The sequence below is a fragment of the Blautia sp. MSJ-19 genome (genome assembly GCF_018918125.1).
Taxonomy (GTDB): Bacteria; Bacillota; Clostridia; order Lachnospirales; family Lachnospiraceae; genus Blautia_A.
The window spans coordinates 34,747-61,514 of record NZ_JAHLQA010000009.1 but is presented as its reverse complement, the minus strand read 5'-3'; the positions used below and the strand labels follow the sequence as shown (position 1 = coordinate 61,514).

Here is a 26,768-nt window from a genome sequence, read left to right as displayed (position 1 = left end):
ACACAAAGAATATGTGTGAAACGGAGAGATGCAGGATGAAAAAAATTCATTTTGATGTGGATACGGATGGATTTTATGGCGCATACTGGAAATGCAAAACAGACTCAGACTGTGCCATGATCGCCATGATCGGGGACGACCCGGAGGATTATCTGGCACGTACTTCGGTGAAGTGGCTTCACAAACTTGGTGTGAATGTGATGACGATGTCACCGGCGAAGAAAGATTATGGACATCATAATTATCCACTGGAACGTGTCGAGAAGGCAATCGAGTGGCTGAAAGCACACGATAACCAGAAGATAGGGATTGTTGGGGCATCCACGACAGGAACGCTTGCCCTGACGGCGGCTTCTTATTTTGAGGACATCACTCTGACGATCGGTCTGACACCGAGTGATTTTATCTGGCAGGGATTTATGCAGGGCAAAAAAGATGGCTGCAAGGAATGGCCGATTGAGGGAGAATCTCTTTTTTCTTACAGAGGAGAACCTCTTCCGTATATGCCATTTTGCTATAAGCATCCGGACTACTGGCATGTAGTCGAGAAGGAAACAAAGCGGACAGGAGATATGCTCAATTCGAGGAAACTCTTTGATGATTCCGAGGCTGCACATCCGATCATGGAAGAAGAAATGATAAAAGTTGAGAAGATCCATGGGAAACTGATGCTGATCGGAGCGGAAGATGATGTGTTGTGGGATACCGCAAAATACATCCGCCGTATGAAGCAGCGTATCAAAGAACGCCCGCATACATGCAGACTGGAGTCTGTGATCTACAAATATGGAACACATTTCGTTTTCCCGGAGAGCATGTTAAAGACGATGCTGCCGATTGGTTCCGGGATCTTTATGAAACTGGCGTTCCAGTCAGCAAGAAAATATCCAAAAGAATGTCGCAGGACACGAATGGACATTGACCGCCGCGTGAGAAATGCAGTCGCGGAATGGAAGATCACGGAGAAATGAATATAACCGTGCACAGTAATAAATAAATTTATGGAGGTACTTATAATGGCAGTAAATTCAATCGACGCAGAGGATGATCAGTTTGCATATCGTTATGATACACAGCTACTGATTGAAAGAAGAGATGAAGATCTAGACGAGGACGAGATTTCCGATTACATCATGGAACATTTCGAGGGCAACAGCCTGATCGCAGCAGGAGACGAGGACCTGGTAAAGATCCACTTCCACACAAACGAACCATGGAAGATCCTGGAATATTGCAGCTCCATCGGAGAAATCTTTGACATCGTCGTCGAAGACATGATCCGCCAGGCGAATGGATTGCAGGGATAATGAAAAATCTATACGAACTTGCAAAAAACATCCTACAGTCAGCAGATCAGAAAGAACGGCCGGCATTACCGAACAGTTTTACCAGCATAGATCTGTATGGTGCGGCTGTCCACGAAAAGGGTGAAGAAGAGGAGAATTCTGGCAGTTTCCATCTGGAGAATGAGAGCGGTGTCGGGGATATCACTCTGTACCATGTATTCCCGGGGATTGAGCTGGTGTATAATGATATGCATATGGCATATTGTAACAAGAATCAGGAACCGGCGGACAACGTGCTGGAAATCAATTACTGCAGAGAAGGGCGGTCGGAGTGTCTGTTTGGAGAGCATCAGTACTGTTATATGTCGGCCGGAGATCTGTCGTTCTGTTTTTTGCAGGATCAGACACATCAGTCGGAATTTCCAACGGCGCATTATCATGGAATCACGGTGACGATCGATTTTTCAAGAATTACAGATGAGATGCGGAATATCCTTGAACTTTTGTCTGTGGATCTGGAACGGATCAGAGAGCTTGCCAGGATGCAGGATTTTACGATCATCCGGGCCAATCAGACGATAGAGCATATTTTTTCGGAACTCTATCGTGTTCCGGAGAAACTGCGCCATGGTTATATCCGTGTCAAAGTGCTGGAGATCCTGCTTGTGCTGACCGGTCTGGATCCTGAGGAAAATAAAACAGACCGGGTGCACTTTTCGGAAGCGCAGATCGCGGTGATCAAGCAGATCCATGCATTTCTTGTGGAACATTTCAATGAGCATTATACAATTGATTATCTGTCAGAGAGGTTTGAAATCTCACCAACTGTTATGAAGAAATGTTTCAGGGGTGTATATGGAGACTCTGTCTATTCCTACATGAAACTCTACCGACTGCAGGTAGCTGAACGCCTGCTCAAAGAAAGTCAGCTTACAGTTGGAGAGATAGCCACACAGATTGGCTATCTCAATCCAAATAAATTTACCTCAGCTTTTTGCACAGAATACGGCATGCCTCCGACCGTCTGGCGAAAAAAGACCATATCCGATGGGAAAGAAGGCAAAAACCGGACTTAACCGGTATTTTTATCATGTTCGTTCAGACGCAGCATGATCCTTGCTGTAAAGATTCCATTTTCGAAGGAGAAACTGCCGGTACCGCCTCTTCTCTCAGCAATGTGACGTACCGACTGGATTCCGATCCCATTGCCCGGGCGTTTGGAAGACTGAAAAATATCATTTTTCTTCTCTATTTTGCCGTCGAAGGTATTTTCCATTTGGATCAGGAGAAGACGGTTATAGTGAAGATAAGCGGTCACGTTGATCTCTCTTCTGGAAACCTCTGTTTTCAGGCTTGCCTGGATAGCATTTTCCAGGAGGTTGGAGAGAACCAGACACATGTCGATTTCGTCTATGGCAATATGTGCAGGCAGGTCTGTTTTGACATGGAAAGGAATATTTTCCCGCTTTGCAAGTGCAGAATAATAGCCAAGCACACTGTCAGCCGCCTGATTTTCACAAAAATGCAGATCATGGGCTGGTATTTTGCCAGCCGTTTTGGAAAGATATGTCTTTATTTTTTCAAGATCACCACTTTCTGCAAGAGAGGAAAGCTGGACAAAATGGTGGCGCATATCATGCCGTGCCTGTCTGGCTTCTTCAATGGCAGTGCAGAGGTTTTCGTATCTTGTTCTTTGAAGAGAGAGGAAATAATTTTCCTGCACGAGTCTGGCATTCTTGTTCAGGCTGTTTGCCATCATCAGGAACATGGCATAAAAAAGAACCAGGATCAACAGAAGAACCAGACTGATCACGATATATCCCTGCAGGATCCGACCGGTATACAGAGTATTTCGATATGTCGGCACCATGAACAGATTCAGGGCAATGAAGATCAGAGGAAGGATCCAGAAGATGTACCAGGTCTGTGCGAGATTTTCATCAGTCACCATTGTCCGCACAGCATGGGATGCCGGATACCAGGCTGCCAGAAGGAAAAGTAAGCAGATCCCATTATAAAAAACTCCCGCTCCGATCTGGAACCATAATTCATTTTCCGTAAGGTTAAGCCCTGCTGTAAGAATGGCATTTACAGCTCTTGACAGACTGTTGACACACGCAAATACTGCACATACTGCCAGGAAAATACTGCTCGATTTCCAGATGGTGATGCGAAGCGTTTTGTGGTAGATCACCATGACAAAAGGCAGCAGGACAAACAAAATCGGAAGAGTAGAAATACGCAGGGTATAACACAATACGCCTCCAAGAACACAGATCCCTGCAAGCAGAGGAAACAGCCATGCCGCCAGTCTGCCCGGCTGTTGTCTCAGATAAGTTTTTACCGGCAGATATGCAAGAAGTATGCCTGGGATGATCACCGTAAGTTCAAGGATCGGTCTCAATATCATATCCATTCTCAGTGTCCTTTCTGAAAAAGAAACTCCATAAAAGTCTCTCTGGCGCTTTTGACCAGTTTCTGACTGACAGGAATCTGATTTCCGTTATCCATCACAAAAACCGTCCCGTCAAAATCAACAGCATGTTCCAGATTGATCACAATTCCCCTGTTGCACTGATAAAACCGTGGATCCATTTTGAGAAGAGCATGAAAAGCTTCAAAGGACTGTCTGGTAACAAGTTCTCCGGCTTTTGATGTGTGGACATGGATCATATGGGAAAAATGTTCCGCATATATGATACTGCGGAAAGGAACCTGTATGTTGCTTCCGTTTACCTTTATATCTATGTACTTTCCGGAAACTGGAATGCGGGAAAGAATCTCATCGATCAGATCGGAAATATCTTTTTCACTATAAGGCTTTACAAGATAGTGCAGAGCCCGGACTTTGAAGCCCTCCAGTGCGTGGTCTGTGGATGTAGTCGTAAAGATCAGAAGACAGTCCGGATCAGATTTCCGAAGCTCTCTGGCAATCTCGACACCGTTTGCCCCGTCCATGTAAATATCCAGAAACAAGACTGCAAAAGGCCGTTCCTTTGCGGCTTTCAGAAAGGATTCTCCATTTTCAAATTCTGTCAGGTCAGCATGGACACCACGTTTCACAAGCTGCTGTTCCAGCCGGGTATGCAGAAGCGTCCGCTCGCTGGCAATATCATCTACAATCGCAATTCTCATAAGTGTTTTCCTCCTGTCTGTCTGAAAACAGTATAGCACATAATATACGATATGCATGGAGGAATTGACAATTCGTGCTATTTTTCCCCGTTTCGTGCCAATTGTATTGTAAAGCGACAGGATTTTTTTATAATGAAGTTAACAAGTTTTTTTACCAGGAGGACAATGAGAATGAAAAAAAGAATAATACTTGCGATGCTTGCAGCTATGCTTATGGTTACCTCTGACTTTACAGTAAACATTCTCCACGCAGAAGAAACGCAGACGGAAGAAACCCAGACAGCGGCTGGAACAGAAAAAACATCTCAGCTCCCGATAAAAGCACTTTCCCCTAAGGTGGTTGCTGAGAATCCCTATATGGCAAAAAGCGATGCCAATATCCATCATGACTGCTACAACACAGACAGCACGGATGAGGTACTGCCGGTTGATATTTATTCGGAGATCAATGTTTCGTATGAGAAAGTAAACGCAAATGCATCTCCGGCAATCTTTTTTGATTCTTATGGACATGCGGCGGTTCCGCTTCTTGGCGGTCTTGCGATCCGTGATATCAATGCAGATGAGACACAGACAGAGGGATATTTTTCTCCAAAGGAGCATGATGGAGGCAGCTATGTGATCCAGAGTTCCTATTCCTTTGTGGATGAGAGCAACAGGATCGTGTGCCCGACCAGCAACAATCATGTGTTGATGCTCAAGGCGACCGATGAAAACGGAAATGTACTGCCGGAATTTGAAAAAGTCCTGGATATTGACATTAAAGCAGCAGCAGAAACAGCCCTTGGAAAAACACTGGACCAGAACCTTCTGTCCGTAGTGTTTGACTATGATGGAAACTTATGGTTTGCTACCGGAGGATTTCGTATTTATCCTGACCGGAAGCAGCAGGGCGCAGTCGGTTATATTTCCCGCAGTGCCATTGATGCGATCCTGAATGGAGAGGAAGCAGATCTGACAGATTCTGTGTTTGTATATGAACTGACTCCGGGCGAAGGCGCAGAAAATGGCATTGCATCCTCCAAAGACGGCGCGGTGATCCTGACGAATCTGAACTGCTATCTGTTCAGGGCCGACAATGGAGTACAGAAAGTCTGGGAAACTCCTTATGAGAGCGTTGGTGCCAAGGAGAGCAAGGAAGGGGATGCCACCACAGGCGGCGGTCTTGCATGGGGCAGCGGCTGTTCACCATCTCTGACAGATGATCTGGTCATGTTTACAGATAATCAGAATCCGGTAAATCTTCTTGCGGTTGATATGAAAACAGGAGAAACTGTTGCAAGCCTTCCGGTGATCGATGAACTTCCGGAGGATACCCAGGTATCTGTGGAAAATTCTGCGATCGTATATGACAACGGGGAAGGAACTGTCAGCACTATCGTATGCAACTGGTTTGGTGCGGGAAGTGCAGATCTTGGAAAAGAGGACAGTGATTCTTCCATTCAGAGCTACGCAAATATTTATGATGTGAACTGGCTGAGTCAGGGAAACAAAATGATCATGCCAGGTGTGGAGCGCGTAGATACCATAAAGACAGACAATGGTTATGAGATGAAGAGCATCTGGTGCCGAAGTGATCTGTCAGATACATCCATGATGAAACTTTCTACAGCTACTGGCTATATTTATGGTTATGTTCAGAATCTGGAAACAGGAATGTGGCAGTACATCATGCTGGATTTCGAGACAGGAGAAACCGTGTTTGCAATGGATGTCTCCAGCAAGCCGGGATATAACAATATGGCAATCGGCATGTATGCGGGAAACAGCGGAAACGCGCTCTATTGCCCAACCGGATATCTGGAGCTGTTACGACTTCAGGACAGATTCGTTTACCTGCCGGAAATGCCTTACCGCAAAGTAGATCTGGATCAGGCAATGCGAAACGTGCTCAGTCAGGAAAAATTTGAGGCAGACGGAGGTCAGGGCAGTGTGAGCGGCTGGCTGAGTACCGTAACTGTGGAAAATGTACATCCTAACACGACAGTGGCTCTGCGAATGAAAGGCCTGTCCGGAAGTGCAGCTGCACTGAAACTTTATGGTTATGGTGTTGACGGAACTCTCAAGGAAATGCCAAAAGATCTGTGGCATATCCAGACTGAGTGTGGTGAGATTCCGGATAGCCTGTCAGAAGATGTCCTGTATGAAGTCCATGTTCTGGTACAGGATGGAGGAACCTTTGATCTCAGTGAAAATGAGAAAGAGATTAAGATATCCGTTGTTCCGGCGCAGTAAATGAAGCAGAAAAAGGTCAGAACAGTCAGGTGTGATCCTGACTGTTTTGATATTTTTTCTCAGTAAAAAGCTTTGCGTCCGAATGGATAGAAAAAAGCCTGTTCGGTAATTGTAATTTCATAGTTTATCCTTTAGAATGCGTGTTGTGGTTAGAAAATACTAACTGCAACACTTTTTATTTCAGGAGGATTTATGATGAAACGGAAAAAATTTCTCAGTACATTATTTGCTTCTGCCCTTGCAGTTTCCATGCTGGCAGGATATGGAAATGTAACAACTTTTGCATCTGATGATGCCACAGCTTCTGAGGCAGCAGACAGCACTGCAGAAACAACAGACGAGACTGCGGACAACGAGGCAGATGCCGAACAGCTTATGAAAGATCTGACAGGAACCTACCAGGAGCTTTGGCCGGTGATCCTTGATGATCAGTACAAACAGCTCTGGATCGATGACTGTACAGAACTGGTCGGAGAGGAAAATGCAGAAGGAGCATACGAGAAACTGGCTTCCATGGTTTCCGGTAAGATCTACGGAGAAGAAGCAGTAAAAGAATATGCAGACGGTAATGGCGTGTATGACTGTGAGTTTACACAGGATGTAGATACTCTGGAATTTGACGGTGATACTTCCACGATCAAAGGATATGATGCAGACAAGAAAGAGCTGTTTTCCCATACTTATCATTATGTAGGCATGGAAGAGATCCGCGGTCTGTATGAATTTGAGAGTGATGATACAGACTCCGGAGAATTTACATATTTCTGTATTGCACCAGACACCAATGATACAACCTATCATGTTGAATTACGATACGGCAGTGATCTGGACGCACTTGGACAGTATGATGCAGGTGATTATGCTTACTGGCTTGGCTCCGGCATTTCTACAGATCATGACCAGGAAATGGTTGAAAACTGTATCAGGCTTTTCTGCACAGAGAACCTGTCTGAGCAGTAATAAGAGAAAAATGTAAAAAATCCGGCAGGAATTGGAAAAACTTCTGATTCCTGCCGATTATGATAAGGAGGATATTTTTTATGAAAAAAGACTCTGAAATATCCAGAATGTTCCGGTATGCAGGAAACCGTCACTGGCTTACCGTTCTCGGCATGATCCTTGCAGGACTCAGCACGGTACTGTCAATGGTTCCGTTCGTCTGTATCTGGTTTGTCGTCCGCGACATGCTGAATGCGCTGACGGCAGGAGATATCCGTCTTGCGGCGCACAGCAGCGTGTATGCATGGTGGGCAGCCGGATTTTCCATTCTGAGCATTCTGTTATATTTTATTGCACTCTGCTGTTCACATCTGGCAGCATTCCGCACGGCAACAAATATGAAAAAAGCAGCCATGCACCACATTGTGAAACTGCCTCTTGGCTATTTCAGCCAGAATGCGAGCGGCCGTCTGCGAAAAGTGATCGATGACAATGCAGGGCTGACCGAAAACTTCCTGGCACATCAGCTCCCTGACCTGACAGGAGCAGTCGTCATGCCGGTTGCAGTGATCGTGCTGCTCTTTGTATTTGACTGGAGACTTGGAATCTGCTGTCTGGTCCCGCTTGTGATCAGTGTGCGCTGCATGAAGCAGATGATGGGCGGCGATAACGCAAATTTTATGGAAGGATATATGACTGCACTGGAAACGATGAACAAAGAAGCAGTCGAATATATCCGCGGGATCCCGGTAGTAAAAGTTTTTCAGCAGACTGTGTATTCTTTCAAAAACTTCCACGCAGCGATCGAAGAATATGAAAAATACGCTTCGGGATATGCGCTGAAATGTCGCATTCCGCCGACTGGATTTAATGTAGCACTGAACGGTACTTTTATCCTGCTGATCCCGGTGGCATGCATGATCCTCGCAGGCGTGAGCGGACAGGCTTCTTATCAGGATGTGCTGCTTGATTTCCTTTTTTACAGTCTGTTCACTCCGATCTGTACAACGATGATGAACCGTGTCATGTTTGCGGGCGAGCAGCTGATGGCGGCCAAAAGTGCAGTAACACGTATTGAAGAAGTGCTGAAAGAACAGCCTCTGCCGGAAACTGCAAATTCACAGCAGCCAAAAGATGCTTCCATAGCATTTAAGGATGTATCTTTCTGCTATCCGGGGACAGAGACAAAAGCACTGGAGCATATTTCATTTGAGGTTCCACAGGGAAAAACAGTGGCCCTTGTCGGAGCATCCGGAAGTGGAAAATCAACTGCTGCCAAGCTGATCCCGCGTTTTTATGATGTCACAGAAGGAAGCATTTTGGCAGGCGGCGTTGATGTAAGAAAAATCGACAAACAGACGCTGATGGATCAGATCGCATTTGTGTTCCAGAATACAAAACTGTTCAAAGACACGCTTCTTGAAAATATCCGGGCAGCAAAACCGGGAGCGACACGGGAAGAAGTTATGCGTGCAGTGGAGACGGCACAGTGCAGAGAGATCATCGACCGTCTGCCGGACGGTCTGGACTCTGTTGTCGGAAATGGCGGCACTTATCTGTCTGGTGGAGAAAATCAGCGTATTGCTCTGGCGAGAGCGGTCCTTAAGGATGCACCGATCATCATTCTGGACGAGGCGACAGCTTTTGCAGATGCGGAAAATGAACATCAGATCCAGCTTGCTTTTGAGGAACTGACAAAAGGAAAGACCGTTCTCATGATCGCACACCGCCTGTCTACGATTCAGAATGCAGATTTAATCCTGGTATTTGAGGAAGGAAAGATCATCGAAAGAGGCACACACGACACATTGCTTGCCGAAAACGGAAAATATGCGTCCATGTGGAAGGATTACCAGACTTCAATCCAGTGGAAAGTCGGAAAGGAGGCAGAATGATAATGAAACATCTTCAGCAAAAATATGCCTTGAGCGAACAGGGCGCAAAAGATCTGTTCAAAGGAATCCTGTATTCCGTGCTGGCGTACATAAGCCTGATGCTTCCGGTTGCACTTCTCGCCTGCGTATTGAACGCACTGCTTGCCCCGCTTCTCGGAGATGGAGAGCAGGGAGTGAATGTCTTTCTGTATACAGTGCTTGGAATCGTGATCCTGGCAGTGATCTTTCTGATGCACTATAAACAGTACACCATTACCTATATGGGAACCTACGAAGAAAGTGAACGCCGCAGGATCACACTGGCAGAAAAATTAAGAACAATGCCGTTACGTTTCTTTCAGGAACATGATCTTACAGATCTGACAAACACAATCATGGGAGACTGCTCCGGATTTGAGCATGCATTTTCCCATACAGTCCCTCAGTTCTGGGGCTCCATTATATCAACTGCGATCGTATGTATCGCACTTCTGGTCTATGACTGGCGGATGGGATTGGCCCTGCTCTGGGTGGCTCCGGCAGCATTTGCAATTGTTCTTTTGTCACGGAAACTACAGGGCAAAATGGGACAGAAACATATCAATGCAAAACTGGCCCTGGCAGACGGAATCCAGGAATGTCTGGAAACGGTTCAGGATATCAAGGCCTGCAATCTGGAAGAAGACTATCTTAAGAAACTGGACGAAAAAATGGACAGTGCGGAGAAAGCACAGATTTCCTCGGAAATGGTGAGTGCGAGTCTGGTCACGACAGGACAGATGTTTCTGCGTCTGGGACTTGCCACTGTTATCGTGGTGGGAAACCAGCTGATGCTGAATGGTCAGACGACATTGTTTTCGTATATCCTTTTTCTGATCGCGGCATCCAGACTGTATGACCCGCTTTCTGGTGCGATGGCGAATATGGCAGAACTGTTTGCAGTAGATCTGCAGGTGAATCGGCTGAAAGCTATCCAGAATTATAAGGAAGAGGAGAAGCAGAAAGAGTATCAGACGAATGGATATGACATTACATTTGAACATGTAAGATTTGCTTATGAACCAGGAAAACCGGTTCTTCGGGATGTTTCCTTTACTGCAAAGCAGGGACAGGTGACAGCACTTGTCGGACCATCTGGCGGTGGTAAGAGTACAGTGGCGAATCTGGCAGCAGGTTTTTATGATGTGGATGGCGGCAAGATCACTTTGGGTGGAACAGATATCACACCGATCGATTCTGTTGCGATGATGAAAGATTTTTCTGTGGTATTCCAGAATGTGGTACTGTTCAATAATACGGTCATGGAAAACATCCGCGTAGGACGAAAGAATGCTACGGATGAAGAAGTGATCGAGGCTGCAAAAGCGGCACGCTGTCATGAGTTTATCATGAAATTACCGGAAGGTTATCAGACCGTGATCGGAGAAAATGGTTCCACCCTTTCCGGCGGCGAATGCCAGCGCCTGTCCATTGCCCGTGTCCTCCTCAAAGATGCACCGGTGATCCTTATGGACGAAGCAACGGCATCTTTGGATGTAGATAATGAAACGGAAATTCAGAAAGCGATTTCCAGACTGGTCAAAGGCAAGACCGTCCTCGTGATCGCACACAGAATGAGAACAGTCGAGAATGCCGACCAGATCATCGTCCTTGATGGCGGAGTCGTAGCCGAGAACGGAAATCACGATGAACTGATGAAGAAAAACGGCTTATACGCAAGACTTGTGAAACTCCAGACAGAGTCTGCACAGTGGAAACTGGCGGCGAAGTAATGTGAACAGGTAAAACGAAATATTCTATAAAAAGACAAATTGCTCAACCAACTGAATAATCTGCCAAAACCCTAAATTGACCTTGGTAGTCTGGCGAAAACCAGATATCGAGGTCTTTTTGCATAGAAACAGCAAATTCAAACATACAGGAATTTGAAACAATACCCAAGTGCCAGAATTTGACATCACAGTATCAGAATAACGCAGAGGTAGTGACAGTAATCTCCTGTATATGGTGTAAGAATTAGTGGCAGAACCACCCTAATTATACAGCAAACCGAACAAAACCGATAGCAAATTATGCCAATACAGGAGACAGATAAAAATTACTTTTCTAATTAACTGGGATGATGTTATAATGAAGTAGATGAAAATAATTGCATACATGCAATATAAAAAGGGGGTGCTCAGATGCAATCACACAAAAAGAAACTTCCAATCGGCATTGAAAATTTTGCAGAATTACAGACAGAAGAATTCTATTATGTAGATAAAACGAATCTGATCAGGGAATTGTTGGAGCATTGGGCGAAAGTGAATCTTTTTACCAGACCAAGAAGATTTGGAAAGTCCTTGAATATGAGTATGTTGAAGCACTTTTTTGAAGTAGGAGAAAATAAAGAACTTTTCCAAAACACAGCAATTGCCAAAGAAACCTCTCTTTGCGAAAACTATATGGGGAAATTTCCGGTGATATCCATTTCGCTGAAAGGAATCAATGCAGAGAATTATGAGAAATCCTGCGCTATGGCGGTACAGGTTATTTGTGCAGAGACCAGGCAATTTCAGTATCTTCTGGAAAGCGAAAGACTTACCGAATATGATAAAGAAACATACCGACAACTGCTTGAGAGTAATATGAGTGAAGCCCTTTTGTGCAGCAGCTTGAAAATACTGTCCGAGCTTCTTGAAAAACATCATGGAAGCAAAGTGATATTGCTGATTGATGAATATGATGTGCCGTTAGCAAAGGCATTCGAAAGAGGATATTATGACCGAATGGTGCTGTTTATCCGAAATTTATTTGAGTATGCGCTGAAAACCAATGACAGTCTTAAATTTGCAGTATTGACCGGATGCATGCGGATTTCAAAGGAAAGTATTTTTACTGGCCTGAATAATCTGAAGGTATTGTCAGTAACAGAAGTACAGTTCGATGAATATTTTGGATTCACAGATCATGAGGTCAGGGAAATCCTGGAATATTACGGACTTTCCCGGCATTATCAGGAAATGAAAGACTGGTATGATGGATATGAATTTGGCAATAAGGAGGTATATTGTCCCTGGGATGTGATGAACTACTGTGATACATTATTGTCAGATCCAGAAGCGAAGCCGGGAAACTATTGGATTAATACAAGCAGTAACGAAGCAGTAAAGCGTTTTATACAAAAGTCTGATAACGGAGCAGCCAGACGTGAGATTGAGAAATTAATTGCTGGTGAGGCGATTGTAAAAGAAATTTATCAGGAACTGACTTATAAAGAGATGTATAGTTCCATAGAGAACATGTGGAGCGTATTGTATACTACAGGATATCTAACGAAAAGGGGAAAACCAGAGGAAAATACATTTTCGTTGGTGATTCCAAATATGGAAATCCGGAAGATTTTTACAATTCAGATCATGAATTTATTTAAAGAAAGTGTTCCCCAAAATAGTGCCAGATTACAAGAATTTTGCCAGGCATTGGAACACGGACAGGAAGAAAAGATACAGAAATTACTGAATGAATATCTGAGAAAAACCATCAGTATACGAGATACCTTTGTAAAAAAGAAACTGAAAGAAAATTTTTACCACGGTGTACTACTTGGAATTTTAAGCTGCAAAGAAAGCTGGAGCGTTTCTTCCAACAAAGAATCCGGAGATGGATATAGTGATATCCTGGCAGAAAACGAAAATGGGGAAACTGGCATTGTAATTGAACTGAAATACGCAGAGGACGGCAATCTGGAAAAAGCCTGTGAAGAAGCACTTGCACAAATTACAGATAAAAGGTATGAAGAAGAATTTCTGGAACAGGGAATTACACCAGATCACATTCTAAAATATGGCATAGCATTCTATAAAAAGCGATGTCTTGTAAAAAAACTTTAGTCATTTATATTGTAAAAAACGAAGGAGAGTGAAACAGGAATTCGAACCTTAAAATAACAGATATGGTAGGTGAAATTGCCACAGCCATTTTTAATGGACTGCTTCGAACATTCCCATTATTAGAACCGAGTATTAAGGTAAGTTTGTTTTATAGATAAAGTATGAAAATATAAAGTGAAAAGCCGTATGCGTTAATAGCGCACGTACGGTTTTGTGTAGGGGTATGGGGAGTAATCCCCATATCTACTAAAGAGTTTTCTACTGTACTTCGTGCGACGGAGTCAATTATGAATGAAAGGAATAACAAAATTATGATTTATACCTGTACCTATGTATCTCCACTGGGAGATATTTTGCTGGCGGCAGATGAAGTTGGACTTACCGGTCTGTGGTTTGAAGGGCAGAAATATTTTGCAAACACGCTTCCGAATCAGCATATTCCACAGGAAACAGAGATTCTCACAGAGACAAAAAAATGGCTGGACATCTATTTTTCCGGGAAAGAACCGGAATTTACACCACCACTTCATCCAGCAGGATCTGCATTCAGGCAGGCTGTGTGGAAGATTTTACTACAAATTCCATATGGACAGACGATTACATATGGAGAGATTGCCCGCAAAATGGGCGAGATGAAAAACACTTCCCGTATGTCGGCACAGGCAGTTGGCGGTGCGGTCGGACATAATGAAATTTCCATCATCATTCCCTGTCATCGTGTAGTTGGCACAAACGGCAGCCTGACAGGATATGCCGGAGGAATTAATAAGAAAATTGCACTGCTTGAGTTGGAACATGCGGATATGAGCCGTTTATTTGTACCAAAGAAAGAGACAGCACTGTAGAGAAAATTGAATATGCAAAATCATAATGCCAGTGTACGTTAAATGTGCACTGGCATTTTTATGGACATTTTTACAAAAATGTCCATGTGTGGACGAGAGGCGATAATTGAAGATTGATTTTTAATCATACGGTTGGTAAATTATAAGCAGATGGACATCTGTACATAAATATTCAACTGGAGTAATTTACATGAAAGTTAATTTATCAGGTAAAACAAGCAGATTTGCGAAAAGGACATTAGCAGACTTTTCAGAAAAAATGATAGTGATGCTGGCAGATATGCCGTTAGAGGAAATTTCTGTCCAGAAAATTTGTGGTCTATGCAATTATCCAAGGTCAACATTTTATAATTATTTTGATGACATTTATGATCTGATGGATTATTGCTGGATTGCAATTATGAAAGATATGGATATAGAAAAATATCTGAATGTTCAGGGGGAACAAAACACAGAGCAGATATTTTCTCTGTTGTATGGATATCTTGATCAGTACAGACCACAGATTTACCGGATTTTATTAAAAAACGGTCTGGAAGGAAGATGTATGGCTTCTCTGCGTGCTTTTATAAAAAAGCAGATAGGGCAGGTAATAAGGAAATGTCCCGGAACGAAAGATTTTCCTGTGCGTGAAGATGTTATGGTTGACTACTATGCCGCTACGCTTGAAATGCTACTTGAAAAATGTTTTTTTACAAAGGAACAGCTAAGCAAAGAGGAGGCATTACAGGCAGTCCGATTTCTTCTTGGCAGTGTGGAAAAGGAGGCTCATAAAAAATGATTTTGTATTTCAGTGCAACTGGAAACGGAAAATATATTTCAGAACAGATTGCAGAGAAAACAAACGAAACATGCATGTCTATCGTAGACTGCATCCGTGAGGACAAGTATATTTTTTTCGATGAAACAATACTTGGAATTGTAGTGCCGACTTATTTCTGGCGTCTTCCACGGATTGTTGCAGACTATCTGGACAAACTCAGAACAGAAAATTGCGGATATACTTTTTTCCTTGCCAGCTATGGGACAACAACAGGTAAGGCTGGAAGCATGGCGAAGGACATTATGGCTCATCATGGACAGAAGTTTGATGCGTATTATAGTGTGATCATGCCTGATACATGGACTCCGGTGTTTGACCTTACGGATAAGAATAGAGTTGATAAGTGGCTGAGTGACGGAAAAAAGCAGTTGGAACTTGTTATCGACAATATAATTTCAAAAAGAAAAGGTGATTTTATAGACAGAAAATTACCAAAGTGGATAACAGCAATTCCCGCAGCTTATATGTATGCTACAGAAAGAAAAACAAAAAATCTGTCCGTAAACAAAGAGGTATGTGTTGGCTGCGGTTTGTGTGCAAAAAAGTGTCCTGTCGGAGCAATACGGATGGAAGAAGGGGATCCTGTCTGGAAGGCGGAAGAATGTGAAATGTGTCTTGGCTGTCTTCACAGATGCCCGAAATTCGCAATCAGCTATGGCAATGGAAAAACTGACAGACATGGACAGTATAAAAATCCTTACACAAGAATTTAGGAAGAAATATGGCAGATATAGCAGTCATTACAGGAGCGTCATCAGGTCTTGGAGTAAAGTTTTTAGAAGCAGTTGTAAACAGGTATCCGCAGATGGATGAATACTGGATTTTGGCAAGAAGAAAAGAACGATTAGATAAACTTGCCGGAAAATACAAGAATAAAAAAGTGGTTGCAATAGAGGTGGATTTAATTGAGGAATCTTCCTATGATAAAATGATCAAAAAAATGGAAAATGAAAAACCGCAGGTAAAATTGCTGATCAATAATGCCGGATATGAAAAATCAGGTAAATTTGCTGATATGAGGCAGGAAGATATTTTAGATATGATTTCCGTTAATATCAAGGGAATGACGTTGATTCAGAGAATCATGCTTCCTTATATGCAAAAAGGTAGCTACACAATTATTACATGCTCGGTATCTTCATTTGTACCGGTTCCAAATCAGACAGTATATAGTGCAACAAAGAAATATGTTTATTATTTTGGTAAAGCACTTCGTGAGGAGTTGTTGGATAAAGATATCAATGTACTTCTTCTTTGTCCTGGAAATATGGATACAGAAATGAATCCGAAAGGACAGGGACGGCAAAGCCAGAAAATCAATAAGCTTCCGTTTCTGGATATGTCAGAAATCACTGCTAAAGCATTGGAAAAAGCAGAAAAAGGAAAAGGTGCTTATACACCGGGGATGTTTTATAAATCCTATCGAGTTGTAAGTAAGTTTTTTCCATCATTATGGATGATGAAAGTGGTAAAAAAATTTTATTAAAGGAAGCAATGATTTTTGGTTTGCAAAAGTTTTCCAGATGGTAAATAATACAGAAAATCTTCCGCATCCACCCACATCTGCAAAATTCCATCAAGATATAACCTTGCATATTCAAGCGGTTCATCAATGGCAAGTGCATTTAATGCACAATCTGATCCGGGTGTAGTCTTTAAATTCTTTTCTGCTTCCCAACAGTCAATGCGAAGCATGTAACTTGTACTGGTATAAACATCAATGCTATTGCGTTGTGGATTGTATTTTGCAAATATTGTTCTCATCGTATCCTATCTCCTTATCATTCAATCAATCATCAGTTACAAAAATCAGAAGCATTTCAATCAGTTCACCATGTCAATTTCATTTTGTGTTATACTGTTTTATATGGTGCGAGCTGTGAAATCAGCATAGCTGATTTCCCCTAGCGAGCAGAAGAAATTTTGTAAGCTTTGGTAAGCTGATAATCATACAGTAGGAAAATCCTATCAGGTAAGGTCTGGCCAACCGCCTGTACCGAGTCCTTGGAACCAAAATGGCAACATTAGGTTTAAGCGTAGGACAGGGAGCAACAGAGCCGAAACGAAAGTGGAGTGATTGAGCTGGGAAATTAGTATGAGGTTGGAAATGGTCGATGTGCTCATATTCACAGCAGACAACACCACTATGACCGATAAGGCAAGGTTATAATGGCATCCCCCAGTCTGAGAACTTGGCGAGGTTGATGATAAGTATGTTATCGGAACAGCTGAGATCCTGTCATTTCCTGAAAAAAAGATATGGAAACCAAAACAAAGAAATGCGTTAGGAATCCAAATAAGTGGCAGGAAGTCCGACACAGCCATATTATCGCAGAAGTCTGTGAAAGCAGATGGAGAAAAGGGCTGTGCACTTTATAGCTTCAAGAACAAAAGAACTATGCAGACAAAAGAGAGCTGATAAACATGGTGAATGAGTTACTTGGAATACAGTATAATATCGCGAAAGCAAACAGAACTGACAGAAAGGTTCAGAATCTTGCATCCTACATCAATGAGGATACGCTGAGAGCAATCCATAAAACTATAGACAGGAAGAAAGCGTATGGAATTGATAAGGTGACCAAAGAAGATTACGAAAAGAATCTGGAGGAAAATCTCACGAATCTTGTGAAACGGATGAAAAGCGGAAGCTACCGTCCAAATCCAACAAGGCGTGTCTATATTCCGAAGGAAACAAAAGGCAAAATGCGGCCACTGGGAATCTCCTGTTACGAAGATAAACTGGTGGAGAATGCGATTGCACAGATACTGGAACAGATTTATGAACCGAAGTTCTATAATGAGAGCTTTGGATTCCGTCCGAACAGGAACTGCCATCAGGCAGTAAGGGAAATCATAGAGAGGGTACAGTATCGAAAGACAAACTATGTGGTAGAAGCAGATATCAGAGGATTCTTTGACAATGTAGACCATGAATGGCTGATGAAGATGTTGGCGCATGATATAGCAGACCGGAAATTTCTTGAGATTATAGAGAAATTTCTGAAAGCTGGAATCATGGAAAATGGCAAATACCTTGACAGCGAACGAGGAACCCCACAGGGAAACGGGGCAAGTCCGATACTAGCAAATATATATCTGCATTATGTATTGGATAACTGGTTTGATGTAATCGTAAAGAGACAGTGTGAAGGAGAATGTTATCTCATCCGATACTGTGATGATTTTGTCTGTTGTTTTCAGAACCAGTATGAAGCTGAAATATTTAAGCAGAGACTGGAAGAACGCTTTGCTAAATACGGATTGGAACTGGCAGAAGAAAAGACAAAGATATTGGAATTCGGGAGGTTTGCCAGGCACAACAGAAAAGCAAGAGGGGAGAGAAAACCAGATACCTTTGATTTTCTTGGTTTCACGTTTTATTGCGGAATGGACGGAAAGAGAGAGTTTTTCCGTTGTAGGGTAAAGACCAGCAAAAAGAAATTCCGCAGTAAAATTAAAGCAATGAAAGAATGGATAAAGACACATAGGACAATGCCATTGGAATTGATATTAAAAACAGTAAATGCAAAATTGCGTGGACATTACCAGTATTATGGAGTGACCGACAATACGAGAGAAGTGAAGAACTTTCTTGTGCAGACCAAATGGTTATTGTATAAATGGATGAATCGGAGAAGTCAGAAAAGAAGTTATACGTTGGATACTTTCTTTAATGGACTGCTTCGAACATTCCCATTATTAGAACCGAGTATTAAGGTAAGTTTGTTTTATAGATAAAGTATGAATATAAAGTGAAAAGCCGTATGCGTTAATAGCGCACGTACGGTTTTGTGTAGGGGTATGGGGAGTAATCCCCATATCTACTAGAGATTTTCTTGGTCTCCGCTGCCGCTTCGGTCGGTGCAAAGCGGACATCCACCGGATGTCCTGCACCCTTGTATTTGCCCTTATCAGAGTTCGTAAACACTGGTGGGACGATATAACACAAGGAAAACAATAAGGGAAAGCTCACCTGCGATAAATCCAGTGTTTTCAATGGCTTGAGGAGAATTAACCGAGCTGAAAGCGAGGGATACTTCTTATCCGAAGGGCAAGAAGGTGGCTCATTGAAAAGAAGTAGAACAATCGGAATTTGTGGAGGTGAATGTATGGGCGATTGGAATGCAGTGTTGTATGATAATAAGCATGATTTTGTCGCAGAATACGGAAAAGGACTTTTAGAGTTTGTGCCTGAAAATAAAAATCAAAGCATTTTGGATTTGGGGTGCGGGACAGGAATGCTTACTGCACAACTGTCGAATTTCGCAGATACAATTATTGGCGTGGACAGCTCTGCAAGTATGATAGCAAAGGCGAAAAAACAATATTCCAATATGCAATTTGTGGTTTGTGATGCACTCGATTTGCCATTTGAGAAGCAGTTTGATGTTGTTTTCTCAAATGCGGTTTTTCATTGGATAGCTGACCATGATACCTTGTTAAAGCAAGTTTATAAAGTGTTGAAGCCAAATGGATTATTGATTTGTGAATTTGGTGCAAATGGCAATATTGCTACCATTGAGAATGCCTTTATGAGTGTTTGCCAGGATTTTGAATATAAATATAAACCTAAGTTCAACTTCCCAACTGTAGATACTTTTTCTGGCTTGCTGAAAAAGAACAACTTTATGATTGATAAAATTTATGATTACAATAGAACGACACCATTAAAAGATCATGAGAGAGGATTAGCAAATTGGATAAGACAATTTTTTGCATCTGATTTGGAATTGATGTCGGAAAAAACGCAGGAAGAAATCATAAAAAAAGTTGAGGATTTAACAAAAGAGTATCTTTGGAATGGTGATGAATGGATTGCCGATTACCGCAGATTGAGAGCAATCGCACATATTTAACCTCCAGTTTGCAAGAACAATTAAATTTATCAAATGAAGGTTCTTAATTTGCATTTTCCTTGTGGTTGTTAATGAAATTCAGTATAATAAAAATCATAAAAGATTTGACAGGGAGGAAGTTGCATGAGCAGTTATCTGAATCCGGGAAACAAAGGGTTTCGGGAAAGCTTGAATTCTGAAATTTATGTAGACAAAACAGGCTTGATTGATAAAACAAATGCAGTTCTTAATACTCGTCAGAAATTTCTTTGTGTCAGCCGACCGAGACGTTTTGGGAAGTCAATGGCCGCAGATATGCTGGCAGCATATTATGAGCGTGGAGAAGATTCTTCAGAGCTGTTTGATTCGCTTAAAATCAGCCAGTCAGCTTCCTATCAGACGCATCGGAATCAGTATGATGTACTTAAGGTAAATATGCAGGAATTTCTCAGTATGACACATAGCATGGATGAGATGCTTGCTATGCTACAGAAATATGTGATATTTGATTTGAAGGATCATTTTGATAATGTACGTTTTCGTGATGAAGATAATCTGATTCAGGTAATGAAAGATATTTATAGTAAAACAAGATGTTCGTTTGTTATTTTGATTGATGAGTGGGATTGTTTGTTCAGAGAATATCAGCAAGATTATAATGCACAGAAAAAATATCTGGATTTTCTTCGGGTATGGTTGAAAGATAAAGATTATGTCGCATTGGCGTATATGACAGGAATCTTGCCTATAAAAAAATATGGTTCTCATTCGGCTTTAAATATGTTTACTGAATATTCAATGACAGATCCGGGGGAGTTGGCAGAATATTTTGGCTTTACAGAGAAGGAAACATTGGATTTATGTGAAAAATATGGAATGAGTTTTGAGGAAGCGGAAACCTGGTATGATGGATATCACTTGATTATGCACCGTCAGACTGGAAATGAATCTTATTCCATCTATAATCCTAAATCTGTTGTAGAAGCTATGATGCGGCATAAGTTTGGAACTTACTGGAATCAGACGGAGACCTATGAAGCATTAAAAATCTATATTCAAATGAATATGGATGGGCTGAAAGATTCTGTAATTAGAATGCTTGCAGGGGAAGCTGTTTCAGTTAATGTTGGAACATTCAGTAATGATATGACTACGTTTGCTACGAAGGATGATGTATTGACATTGCTGGTACATTTAGGATATCTGACTTATGACAGTATAAATGAAACTGTGAAAATTCCAAACAAAGAAGTCTCACAGGAATATGTGAATGCAATTAGTACGATGAACTGGTATGGCGTAGCAGAGTCAGTGGAATCGTCCCGCAGATTATTAGAAGCATTATGGTCATTGGATGAAGAAGCTGTTGCATCGGGAATTGAAAAGGCACATGAAGAAGTTTCGATTCTTCAATATAATGATGAAAACTCACTTAGTTGTACAATTAATCTTGCGTTTTATTTTGCACGGGAATTCTACACAATAGTTCGAGAGATGCCATCAGGCAGGGGATTTGCAGATGTATGTATGATTCCTAGAAAGAAACATTTGGATAAACCAGCAGTAGTAATTGAACTAAAATGGGACAAGAGTGTTTCTGGCGCATTGGATCAGATTAAAGAAAAGAATTATGGAAATGTATTAAAAGAATATCGAGGAAAGATATTGCTTGTTGGTATTAATTACAATAAGAAAACGAAAAAGCATGAATGTGCGATTGAGGTTCTGGAAAAATAGAAATAAAAATCCGTAAGGGAAATTTTTATGCCAAAGTATGCAAGAGAAATTGCATTTAATGCAAATCCAGAAGCATGGAAAAACTTTAACAATTTTCCGGCTTTATGAAAGCTGATGACTTCTGCGATTAAACGAACGCAGAAAGTGTCAGCTTTTTCTGCGTATAGAAGGAGGAAAATTATGTTATTAAGTATTTCGCTGATTCTTATTTTGGGAATGTTCATGGGATGGATATGCCAGAAAATCAAATTACCGAGTTTGCTTGGAATGTTAATTACCGGTATTATTTTGGGTCCATATGGACTTAATCTATTGGATGGCAGTATTCTTGGAATATCTGCAGAACTTCGTAAAATAGCATTGATCATTATCCTCACAAGAGCGGGTCTGGGACTGGATTTATCCGGACTTAAAAAAATTGGACGACCCGCAGTTCTTATGTGTTTTGTACCTGCGTCTTTTGAACTGATCGGCATGATTCTACTGGCACCAAAGTTGATGGGATTGACCGTATTGGAGGCGGCTGTTATGGGTGCGGTACTTGCAGCGGTTTCACCGGCTGTTGTTGTTCCCAGGATGGTCAGGCTTATGGATGAAGGCTATGGAGTAAACGAAGGAATTCCACAATTGATTCTTGCAGGAGCATCCGTTGATGATGTGTATGTTATTGTTCTGTTTTCTACATTTGTTGGAATGATGCAGGGCGAAGGAGCTTCCCTACTTAAGTTTGTAAATATTCCGATCTCAATATTCCTGGGAATTGTGATCGGACTGTTACTTGGAGTTCTGCTGGCTTATTTCTTTGAGAAGGTGCATATCCGGGATACGTCAAAGGTGCTTATTATTTTGAGTATTTCATTTTTGCTTGTGGTAATAGAAGACAAACTGACAACAGCAATTACATTTTCAGCATTGATCGCTATTATGTTTATTGGTATAGGATTACAGAAAAAGCGAGAAGTTGTTGCGAAAAGACTTTCTGTAAAATATGGAAAGTTATGGGTTGCGGCAGAAGTCTTTTTGTTTGTGCTTGTAGGAGCAACTGTAAACATTGGATACCTTGGAAAAGTTGGAGCCAAGGCTCTGATTGTTATTATTGGCGCATTGGTATTTAGAATGCTTGGCGTATTTGTATGCCTGTTAGGAACAAGTCTTAAAGGAAAAGAGCGATTGTTTGCAATGATAGCATACACACCGAAAGCAACTGTTCAGGCTGCAATTGGAGGAATACCGCTTGCATTAGGGCTTTCCTGTGGAGATCTGGTACTTTCAGTGGCGGTTCTTGCGATAGTACTTACCGCACCGTTAGGGGCGTTTGCCATTGACCTGTCGTATAAGAAATGGTTACAGCGAAATTAGTTGATGAAAAGTAACTATTCTGAATATTCAACTGAGATTCATAAGAAATATAAAAAGATAATTTGATACTTTTAAAATTTCCTGTTGACTCTACAACTGTTATAGAGTTTATGATATGTTTATATCAGATAAGAAAGAGGAAATTTTTATGGAAAAAAATCTTACGACAGGAAGTGTTTTCAAAAATGTAATTTTGTTTTCCCTTCCGTACCTGCTTTCCTATTTTTTGCAGACACTCTATGGGATGGCTGATTTGTTCATCATTGGACAATATGACGGTGTGGCAAGTACTACTGCGGTATCTGTCGGCTCACAGATTATGCATATGATCACAGTTATGATCGTAGGTCTTGCTATGGGTACAACGGTAAGTATCGCCCAGGCAATTGGAGCGAATAATAAAAAACAGGCATCCAAAGCTATCGGAAACACGGTTGTTCTGTTTATGGGAGTTGCTATCGTGGGGATGGCATTGCTGCTTACCCTGGTACACCCGATCGTAGCAGCAATGTCTACACCTTCGGAGGCTGTAAATGGTACGGTCACATATCTGACGATCTGTTTTATTGGTATTCCGTTTATTACAGCATATAACATCATCAGCTCTATTTTCAGAGGTATGGGAGACAGCAGGAGCCCTATGTATTTTATTGCTGTGGCATGTGTGGCAAATATCGTGCTGGATTACATTTTTATGGGTGTGTTCAGGCTTGGCCCTGCTGGTGCGGCACTTGGAACAACCATTTCTCAGGCAATCAGCGTACTGGTATCTCTGATCGTTATTATAAAAAGGAAAAGCGTTGTGCTTATTAAGACAGATTTCAAACCGCATCGACCGGTGATGGGAAAAATTCTTTCTATTGGCATTCCGATCGCTGTGCAGGACGGTCTGATTCAGGTTGCTTTTATTGTGATAACGATCATTGCAAACCAGAGAGGGCTAAATGACGCAGCGGCTGTAGGCATTGTAGAGAAAATCATGAGCTTTCTGTTTCTGGTTCCGTCCTCTATGTTATCTACAGTTTCGGCTCTTGGAGCACAGAATATCGGGGCAGGAAAAAGGGAACGTGCCATGGAAACCCTGCGGTATGCGGTTATGATCGCAGTTGGATTTGGAATACTGGCAGTGATTACAATACAGTTTACTGCCGGACCGATTGTTTCTTTATTTACAGATGGGAATACATCAGATGGAGCAGATGTGATACGGCTTGGCAGTCAGTATTTGAGAGGCTACATCTTTGACTGTATTTTTGCAGGTATTCACTTTAGCTTCAGTGGTTATTTCTGTGCCTGCGGAAAATCCGGACTGTCATTTTTGCACAATATTCTGGCAATCGTACTGGTCCGTATCCCGGGAGTTTATCTGACATCACGGATATTTCAGACAACATTGTTTCCGATGGGACTGGCGACAGCAGCAGGTTCGTTGTTATCGGTGCTGATCTGTGTGATCGCATTTGGGTTGATGTATCATAAAGAACCGATAAGTAGGAAGGGAGCGTGATGATATGGACAAAAAAGGGCTGTTTTCCATAGGCAAAGTATCGAAACTTTTTCATATCAGTGTCAGCAGCCTGCGGCATTATGAAAATGTTGGACTTCTTCATCCGGAATATACTTCTCCAGATACAGGGTATCGTTATTACGGAACAGAACAGTTTGAGGTACTTAATACGATCCGATATTTAAGAGCCTTGGATATGCCATTGACTGAAATAGAGGATTTTCTGAAAAACAGGGACATAAGTAACATTGAAGAAAAGCTGATGCAGCAAAAAAAGATTGTTCTGGAAAAACAACAGGAATTAAAGCGCATTGAGCAAAAAATAAATCATCGTTTAAATGGTTTGGCAGAGGCACAGAATATGCCGTTGGATACTGTGACATTAGTACAGCTTCCGGCAAGCCGGATCGTATGGATGGATGCTCCGCTGAAAATAGAAGACTCCCAGGATATGGAAGCTCCTATCAGAAAGTTGGATCAGTCACAGGCAGAGGCAGTCGTATTTCTTGGCAAGGTCGGACTTGGAATTTCGCCAGAGCATTTACAGTCAGCGGAATACCAAAAATATGACGGCATCTTTCTGATACTGGACGATGAAGACATCTATGATGGAGAGACAATGCCTGTGGAGGAATCATTATGTGTCCGTCTGTGCTTCCGGGGCAGTCATGCAGAAGCTCCGGGACAGTATAAGAAACTACTGAATTATATAAAAAAACATCAGATGCAGATTGTCGGATTTTCCCGTGAGATCACACTTATTGACTACGGCATCACAAATGATCCGGAAAAATTTGTGACAGAAATCTGTATTCCTGTAAAATGATTAAAAAGATTCCCAATGGGCAGGATGGTATTCCGTGAAAATTCCGGAGTACCATCTTTTGGCGTTTTGGGAAAGAAATGAGGTGTAATTATGTGCAATTCAATAAAGACTCTGACAAAAAAAGAATGGGCATTGTGGCTTGGCTCATTATTGGCGGTGATTATTTCCAATATAATGACTGGAAATATTGACCTGCTCACTTTAGCAGCTACCTGCATCGGAGTTACAGCATTAATTTTTGCTGCCAAAGGCAATGTCTGGTCGCAAATCTTAATGACCATATTTTGCATTTTATATGCGGTTATTTCATGGCGTTTTCACTATTGGGGTGAGATGATCACTTACCTTGGAATGTCTCTGCCAATGTCAGTATGGTCAATTATCACATGGGCAAAGAATTCATCTGAAAACGGGAGCAGTGTTGCAATTCAGAAGCTGACCTCGAAACATATTGCCGGACTTGTGATTTTTGGTGTGGCGACAACACTGATATTTTATTTTATACTTCGGGCATTAAATACGCCAAACATTGTATTCAGTACAATATCTATTACAACCAGTTTTCTCGCATCAGCATTGACACTTCTGCGATCTTCTTATTATGCACTGGGATATGCGTCGAATGATATTATACTGATTGTTTTGTGGATACTGGCATCCTTAAAAAATCCAGCGTATGTGCCAGTAGCGTTTAATTTTATGATTTTTTTCATCAATGATTTATATGGATTTGTCAGTTGGAAAAAAAGAGAAGCTATGATTTTGCCGGATATAAATATTTGATATTTACGGCATATGCAATTATACTTATCTTAGCAAACGAAAAGGAGAATGTTATGAGCAAAATATCAACAGAAGAATCTACTATGAAAGTACTTATGATCAACGGAAGCCCGAAGGCAAATGGAAACACCTCTATTGCACTCAGAGAAATGGAGAAAGTTTTTAAAGAAAACGGAGTAGAAACGGAAATCGTTACAGTGGGAAACAAAGCTATCCGCGGCTGTGTGGCGTGCAATTCCTGCTATGAAAAAGGCAAATGCGTGTTTGACGATGTGGTGAATGAACTTGCACCGAAATTTGAAGAGGCAGACGGCCTTGTGATCGCCAGCCCGGTTTATTACGCATCTGCAAACGCAACCCTGATCGCCTGTCTTGACCGTCTGTTTTACAGCAGTCATTTTGACAAGACCATGAAAGTCGGTGCAAGCATTGCCTGTGCAAGACGAGGTGGATGTTCAGCGACCTTTGATGAACTCAATAAATATTTCACCATTTCCGGCATGCCGGTCGCATCCAGCCAGTACTGGAACAGCATCCATGGAAGAACACCAGGAGAAGCAGAGCGGGATGAAGAAGGAAAACAGACCATGCGCACACTTGCCGCAAATATGACATTCCTGATGAAGAGCATTGCACTTGGCAAAGAAAAGTTTGGTCTTCCGGAGAAAGAAGAAAGAGTAGCAACACATTTTATTCGATAAAAAGT

At 41.9% G+C, this 26,768-nt stretch carries 23 protein-coding genes; 20 read left to right on the top strand and 3 right to left on the bottom strand.

Translation table 11 applies throughout. The features are described from left to right. Nucleotides 1-35 precede the first annotated feature (35 nt). From KQI91_RS05630 to KQI91_RS05620, 3 genes are read left to right on the top strand one after another with little or no spacing between them, the layout of a single operon-like run. On the top strand, nucleotides 36-971 hold the full coding sequence (locus KQI91_RS05630) for an acyl-CoA thioester hydrolase/BAAT C-terminal domain-containing protein (RefSeq protein ID WP_216391882.1): 936 nt from the start codon (nucleotides 36-38) through the stop codon (nucleotides 969-971). A 45-nt stretch (nucleotides 972-1,016) separates the two neighbouring features. Continuing rightward, complete coding sequence (locus tag KQI91_RS05625) at nucleotides 1,017-1,307, top strand: hypothetical protein (RefSeq protein ID WP_253288374.1); 291 nt, start codon at nucleotides 1,017-1,019, stop codon at nucleotides 1,305-1,307. Next, nucleotides 1,307-2,362, top strand: coding sequence for a helix-turn-helix domain-containing protein (locus KQI91_RS05620; protein ID WP_253288373.1), 1,056 nt, complete (start codon nucleotides 1,307-1,309; stop codon nucleotides 2,360-2,362). The genes KQI91_RS05625 and KQI91_RS05620 overlap by 1 nt, the downstream gene beginning before the upstream one ends. Here KQI91_RS05620 and KQI91_RS05615 read toward each other — a convergent pair. Together KQI91_RS05615 and KQI91_RS05610 are read right to left on the bottom strand one after the other, a co-directional pair. Then, a complete protein-coding gene (locus tag KQI91_RS05615; RefSeq protein WP_216391880.1) occupies nucleotides 2,359-3,702 on the bottom strand; it encodes a sensor histidine kinase in 1,344 nt (447 codons plus the stop codon). The two genes, KQI91_RS05620 and KQI91_RS05615, sit on opposite strands and share 4 nt — an antisense overlap. A 2-nt stretch (nucleotides 3,703-3,704) precedes the next feature. Further along, on the bottom strand, nucleotides 3,705-4,421 hold the full coding sequence (locus KQI91_RS05610) for a LytR/AlgR family response regulator transcription factor (protein ID WP_216391879.1): 717 nt from the start codon (nucleotides 4,419-4,421) through the stop codon (nucleotides 3,705-3,707). 171 nt (nucleotides 4,422-4,592) lie between these two features. Here KQI91_RS05610 and KQI91_RS05605 point away from each other — a divergent pair, with 171 nt between their 5' ends. The 9 genes from KQI91_RS05605 to KQI91_RS05565 all read left to right on the top strand — a co-directional run bounded on the left by KQI91_RS05605 (nucleotide 4,593) and on the right by KQI91_RS05565 (nucleotide 16,498). Continuing rightward, entirely contained in the window at nucleotides 4,593-6,656 is a 2,064-nt protein-coding gene (locus tag KQI91_RS05605; RefSeq protein WP_216391878.1) for a hypothetical protein, read from the top strand. A gap of 192 nt (nucleotides 6,657-6,848) precedes the next feature. Beyond that, nucleotides 6,849-7,616 (top strand): hypothetical protein, encoded by a 768-nt coding sequence (locus KQI91_RS05600; RefSeq protein WP_253288372.1) that lies wholly within the window; start codon nucleotides 6,849-6,851, stop codon nucleotides 7,614-7,616. A gap of 80 nt (nucleotides 7,617-7,696) precedes the next feature. Next, a complete protein-coding gene (locus KQI91_RS05595; RefSeq protein ID WP_216391877.1) occupies nucleotides 7,697-9,490 on the top strand; it encodes an ABC transporter ATP-binding protein in 1,794 nt (597 codons plus the stop codon). Beyond that, entirely contained in the window at nucleotides 9,490-11,241 is a 1,752-nt protein-coding gene (locus KQI91_RS05590) for an ABC transporter ATP-binding protein (protein ID WP_216391913.1), read from the top strand. Before KQI91_RS05595 ends, KQI91_RS05590 begins: the two co-directional genes overlap by 1 nt. A gap of 411 nt (nucleotides 11,242-11,652) precedes the next feature. Continuing rightward, the gene (locus tag KQI91_RS05585) at nucleotides 11,653-13,344 is read left to right on the top strand and encodes an AAA family ATPase (protein ID WP_216391876.1); all 1,692 of its coding nucleotides are present in this window, start codon (nucleotides 11,653-11,655) and stop codon (nucleotides 13,342-13,344) included. 311 nt (nucleotides 13,345-13,655) lie between these two features. After that, a complete protein-coding gene (locus tag KQI91_RS05580) occupies nucleotides 13,656-14,189 on the top strand; it encodes a methylated-DNA--[protein]-cysteine S-methyltransferase (protein ID WP_216391912.1) in 534 nt (177 codons plus the stop codon). 190 nt (nucleotides 14,190-14,379) lie between these two features. After that, nucleotides 14,380-14,970, top strand: coding sequence for a TetR/AcrR family transcriptional regulator (locus KQI91_RS05575; protein WP_216391875.1), 591 nt, complete (start codon nucleotides 14,380-14,382; stop codon nucleotides 14,968-14,970). Then, entirely contained in the window at nucleotides 14,967-15,725 is a 759-nt protein-coding gene (locus KQI91_RS05570) for an EFR1 family ferrodoxin (RefSeq protein ID WP_216391874.1), read from the top strand. Before KQI91_RS05575 ends, KQI91_RS05570 begins: the two co-directional genes overlap by 4 nt. An 8-nt stretch (nucleotides 15,726-15,733) precedes the next feature. Further along, nucleotides 15,734-16,498: an SDR family NAD(P)-dependent oxidoreductase gene (locus tag KQI91_RS05565; RefSeq protein ID WP_216391873.1), complete on the top strand. Its 765-nt coding sequence runs from the start codon at nucleotides 15,734-15,736 to the stop codon at nucleotides 16,496-16,498. On the opposite strand, the gene KQI91_RS05560 is transcribed toward KQI91_RS05565, so the two are convergent. Beyond that, a complete protein-coding gene (locus KQI91_RS05560) occupies nucleotides 16,495-16,776 on the bottom strand; it encodes a DUF6061 family protein (RefSeq protein ID WP_216391872.1) in 282 nt (93 codons plus the stop codon). The genes KQI91_RS05565 and KQI91_RS05560 overlap by 4 nt on opposite strands. A 660-nt stretch (nucleotides 16,777-17,436) precedes the next feature. Here KQI91_RS05560 and ltrA point away from each other — a divergent pair. From ltrA to KQI91_RS05520, 8 genes are all read left to right on the top strand, one after another. Further along, complete coding sequence (ltrA, locus tag KQI91_RS05555) at nucleotides 17,437-18,753, top strand: group II intron reverse transcriptase/maturase (RefSeq protein WP_216391871.1); 1,317 nt, start codon at nucleotides 17,437-17,439, stop codon at nucleotides 18,751-18,753. A gap of 371 nt (nucleotides 18,754-19,124) precedes the next feature. Further along, on the top strand, nucleotides 19,125-19,871 hold the full coding sequence (locus KQI91_RS05550) for a class I SAM-dependent methyltransferase (protein WP_216391870.1): 747 nt from the start codon (nucleotides 19,125-19,127) through the stop codon (nucleotides 19,869-19,871). Nucleotides 19,872-19,994: 123 nt separating this feature from the next. Next, nucleotides 19,995-21,587, top strand: a complete 1,593-nt coding sequence (locus KQI91_RS05545) for an AAA family ATPase (RefSeq protein ID WP_216391869.1) — start codon at nucleotides 19,995-19,997, stop codon at nucleotides 21,585-21,587. 180 nt (nucleotides 21,588-21,767) lie between these two features. Continuing rightward, nucleotides 21,768-22,946, top strand: a complete 1,179-nt coding sequence (locus KQI91_RS05540; RefSeq protein ID WP_216391868.1) for a cation:proton antiporter — start codon at nucleotides 21,768-21,770, stop codon at nucleotides 22,944-22,946. Nucleotides 22,947-23,094: 148 nt separating this feature from the next. Beyond that, entirely contained in the window at nucleotides 23,095-24,453 is a 1,359-nt protein-coding gene (locus KQI91_RS05535) for an MATE family efflux transporter (RefSeq protein ID WP_216391867.1), read from the top strand. 4 nt (nucleotides 24,454-24,457) lie between these two features. After that, entirely contained in the window at nucleotides 24,458-25,279 is an 822-nt protein-coding gene (locus KQI91_RS05530) for a MerR family transcriptional regulator (RefSeq protein ID WP_216391866.1), read from the top strand. A gap of 90 nt (nucleotides 25,280-25,369) precedes the next feature. Beyond that, nucleotides 25,370-26,062, top strand: coding sequence for a nicotinamide riboside transporter PnuC (gene pnuC, locus KQI91_RS05525; RefSeq protein ID WP_216391865.1), 693 nt, complete (start codon nucleotides 25,370-25,372; stop codon nucleotides 26,060-26,062). Nucleotides 26,063-26,145: 83 nt separating this feature from the next. Then, entirely contained in the window at nucleotides 26,146-26,763 is a 618-nt protein-coding gene (locus KQI91_RS05520; protein ID WP_216391911.1) for a flavodoxin family protein, read from the top strand. Nucleotides 26,764-26,768 lie beyond the last annotated feature (5 nt).

Bases quoted from the DNA above. Each gene is read 5' to 3' on its own strand.
- KQI91_RS05610 (WP_216391879.1), bottom strand. From the start codon at position 4,421: ATGAGAATTGCGATTGTAGATGATATTGCCAGCGAGCGGACGCTTCTG.
- KQI91_RS05580 (WP_216391912.1), top strand. From the start codon at position 13,656: ATGATTTATACCTGTACCTATGTATCTCCACTGGGAGATATTTTGCTG.
- KQI91_RS05560 (WP_216391872.1), bottom strand. From the start codon at position 16,776: ATGAGAACAATATTTGCAAAATACAATCCACAACGCAATAGCATTGAT.
- KQI91_RS05545 (WP_216391869.1), top strand. From the start codon at position 19,995: ATGAGCAGTTATCTGAATCCGGGAAACAAAGGGTTTCGGGAAAGCTTG.
- pnuC (WP_216391865.1), top strand. From the start codon at position 25,370: ATGTGCAATTCAATAAAGACTCTGACAAAAAAAGAATGGGCATTGTGG.
- KQI91_RS05550 (WP_216391870.1), top strand. From the start codon at position 19,125: ATGGGCGATTGGAATGCAGTGTTGTATGATAATAAGCATGATTTTGTC.
- KQI91_RS05595 (WP_216391877.1), top strand. From the start codon at position 7,697: ATGAAAAAAGACTCTGAAATATCCAGAATGTTCCGGTATGCAGGAAAC.
- KQI91_RS05520 (WP_216391911.1), top strand. From the start codon at position 26,146: ATGAAAGTACTTATGATCAACGGAAGCCCGAAGGCAAATGGAAACACC.
- KQI91_RS05630 (WP_216391882.1), top strand. From the start codon at position 36: ATGAAAAAAATTCATTTTGATGTGGATACGGATGGATTTTATGGCGCA.
- KQI91_RS05530 (WP_216391866.1), top strand. From the start codon at position 24,458: ATGGACAAAAAAGGGCTGTTTTCCATAGGCAAAGTATCGAAACTTTTT.
- KQI91_RS05620 (WP_253288373.1), top strand. From the start codon at position 1,307: ATGAAAAATCTATACGAACTTGCAAAAAACATCCTACAGTCAGCAGAT.
- KQI91_RS05575 (WP_216391875.1), top strand. From the start codon at position 14,380: ATGAAAGTTAATTTATCAGGTAAAACAAGCAGATTTGCGAAAAGGACA.
- KQI91_RS05535 (WP_216391867.1), top strand. From the start codon at position 23,095: ATGGAAAAAAATCTTACGACAGGAAGTGTTTTCAAAAATGTAATTTTG.
- KQI91_RS05615 (WP_216391880.1), bottom strand. From the start codon at position 3,702: ATGGATATGATATTGAGACCGATCCTTGAACTTACGGTGATCATCCCA.
- KQI91_RS05540 (WP_216391868.1), top strand. From the start codon at position 21,768: ATGTTATTAAGTATTTCGCTGATTCTTATTTTGGGAATGTTCATGGGA.
- ltrA (WP_216391871.1), top strand. From the start codon at position 17,437: ATGGTGAATGAGTTACTTGGAATACAGTATAATATCGCGAAAGCAAAC.
- KQI91_RS05605 (WP_216391878.1), top strand. From the start codon at position 4,593: ATGAAAAAAAGAATAATACTTGCGATGCTTGCAGCTATGCTTATGGTT.
- KQI91_RS05585 (WP_216391876.1), top strand. From the start codon at position 11,653: ATGCAATCACACAAAAAGAAACTTCCAATCGGCATTGAAAATTTTGCA.
- KQI91_RS05570 (WP_216391874.1), top strand. From the start codon at position 14,967: ATGATTTTGTATTTCAGTGCAACTGGAAACGGAAAATATATTTCAGAA.
- KQI91_RS05625 (WP_253288374.1), top strand. From the start codon at position 1,017: ATGGCAGTAAATTCAATCGACGCAGAGGATGATCAGTTTGCATATCGT.
- KQI91_RS05565 (WP_216391873.1), top strand. From the start codon at position 15,734: ATGGCAGATATAGCAGTCATTACAGGAGCGTCATCAGGTCTTGGAGTA.
- KQI91_RS05600 (WP_253288372.1), top strand. From the start codon at position 6,849: ATGATGAAACGGAAAAAATTTCTCAGTACATTATTTGCTTCTGCCCTT.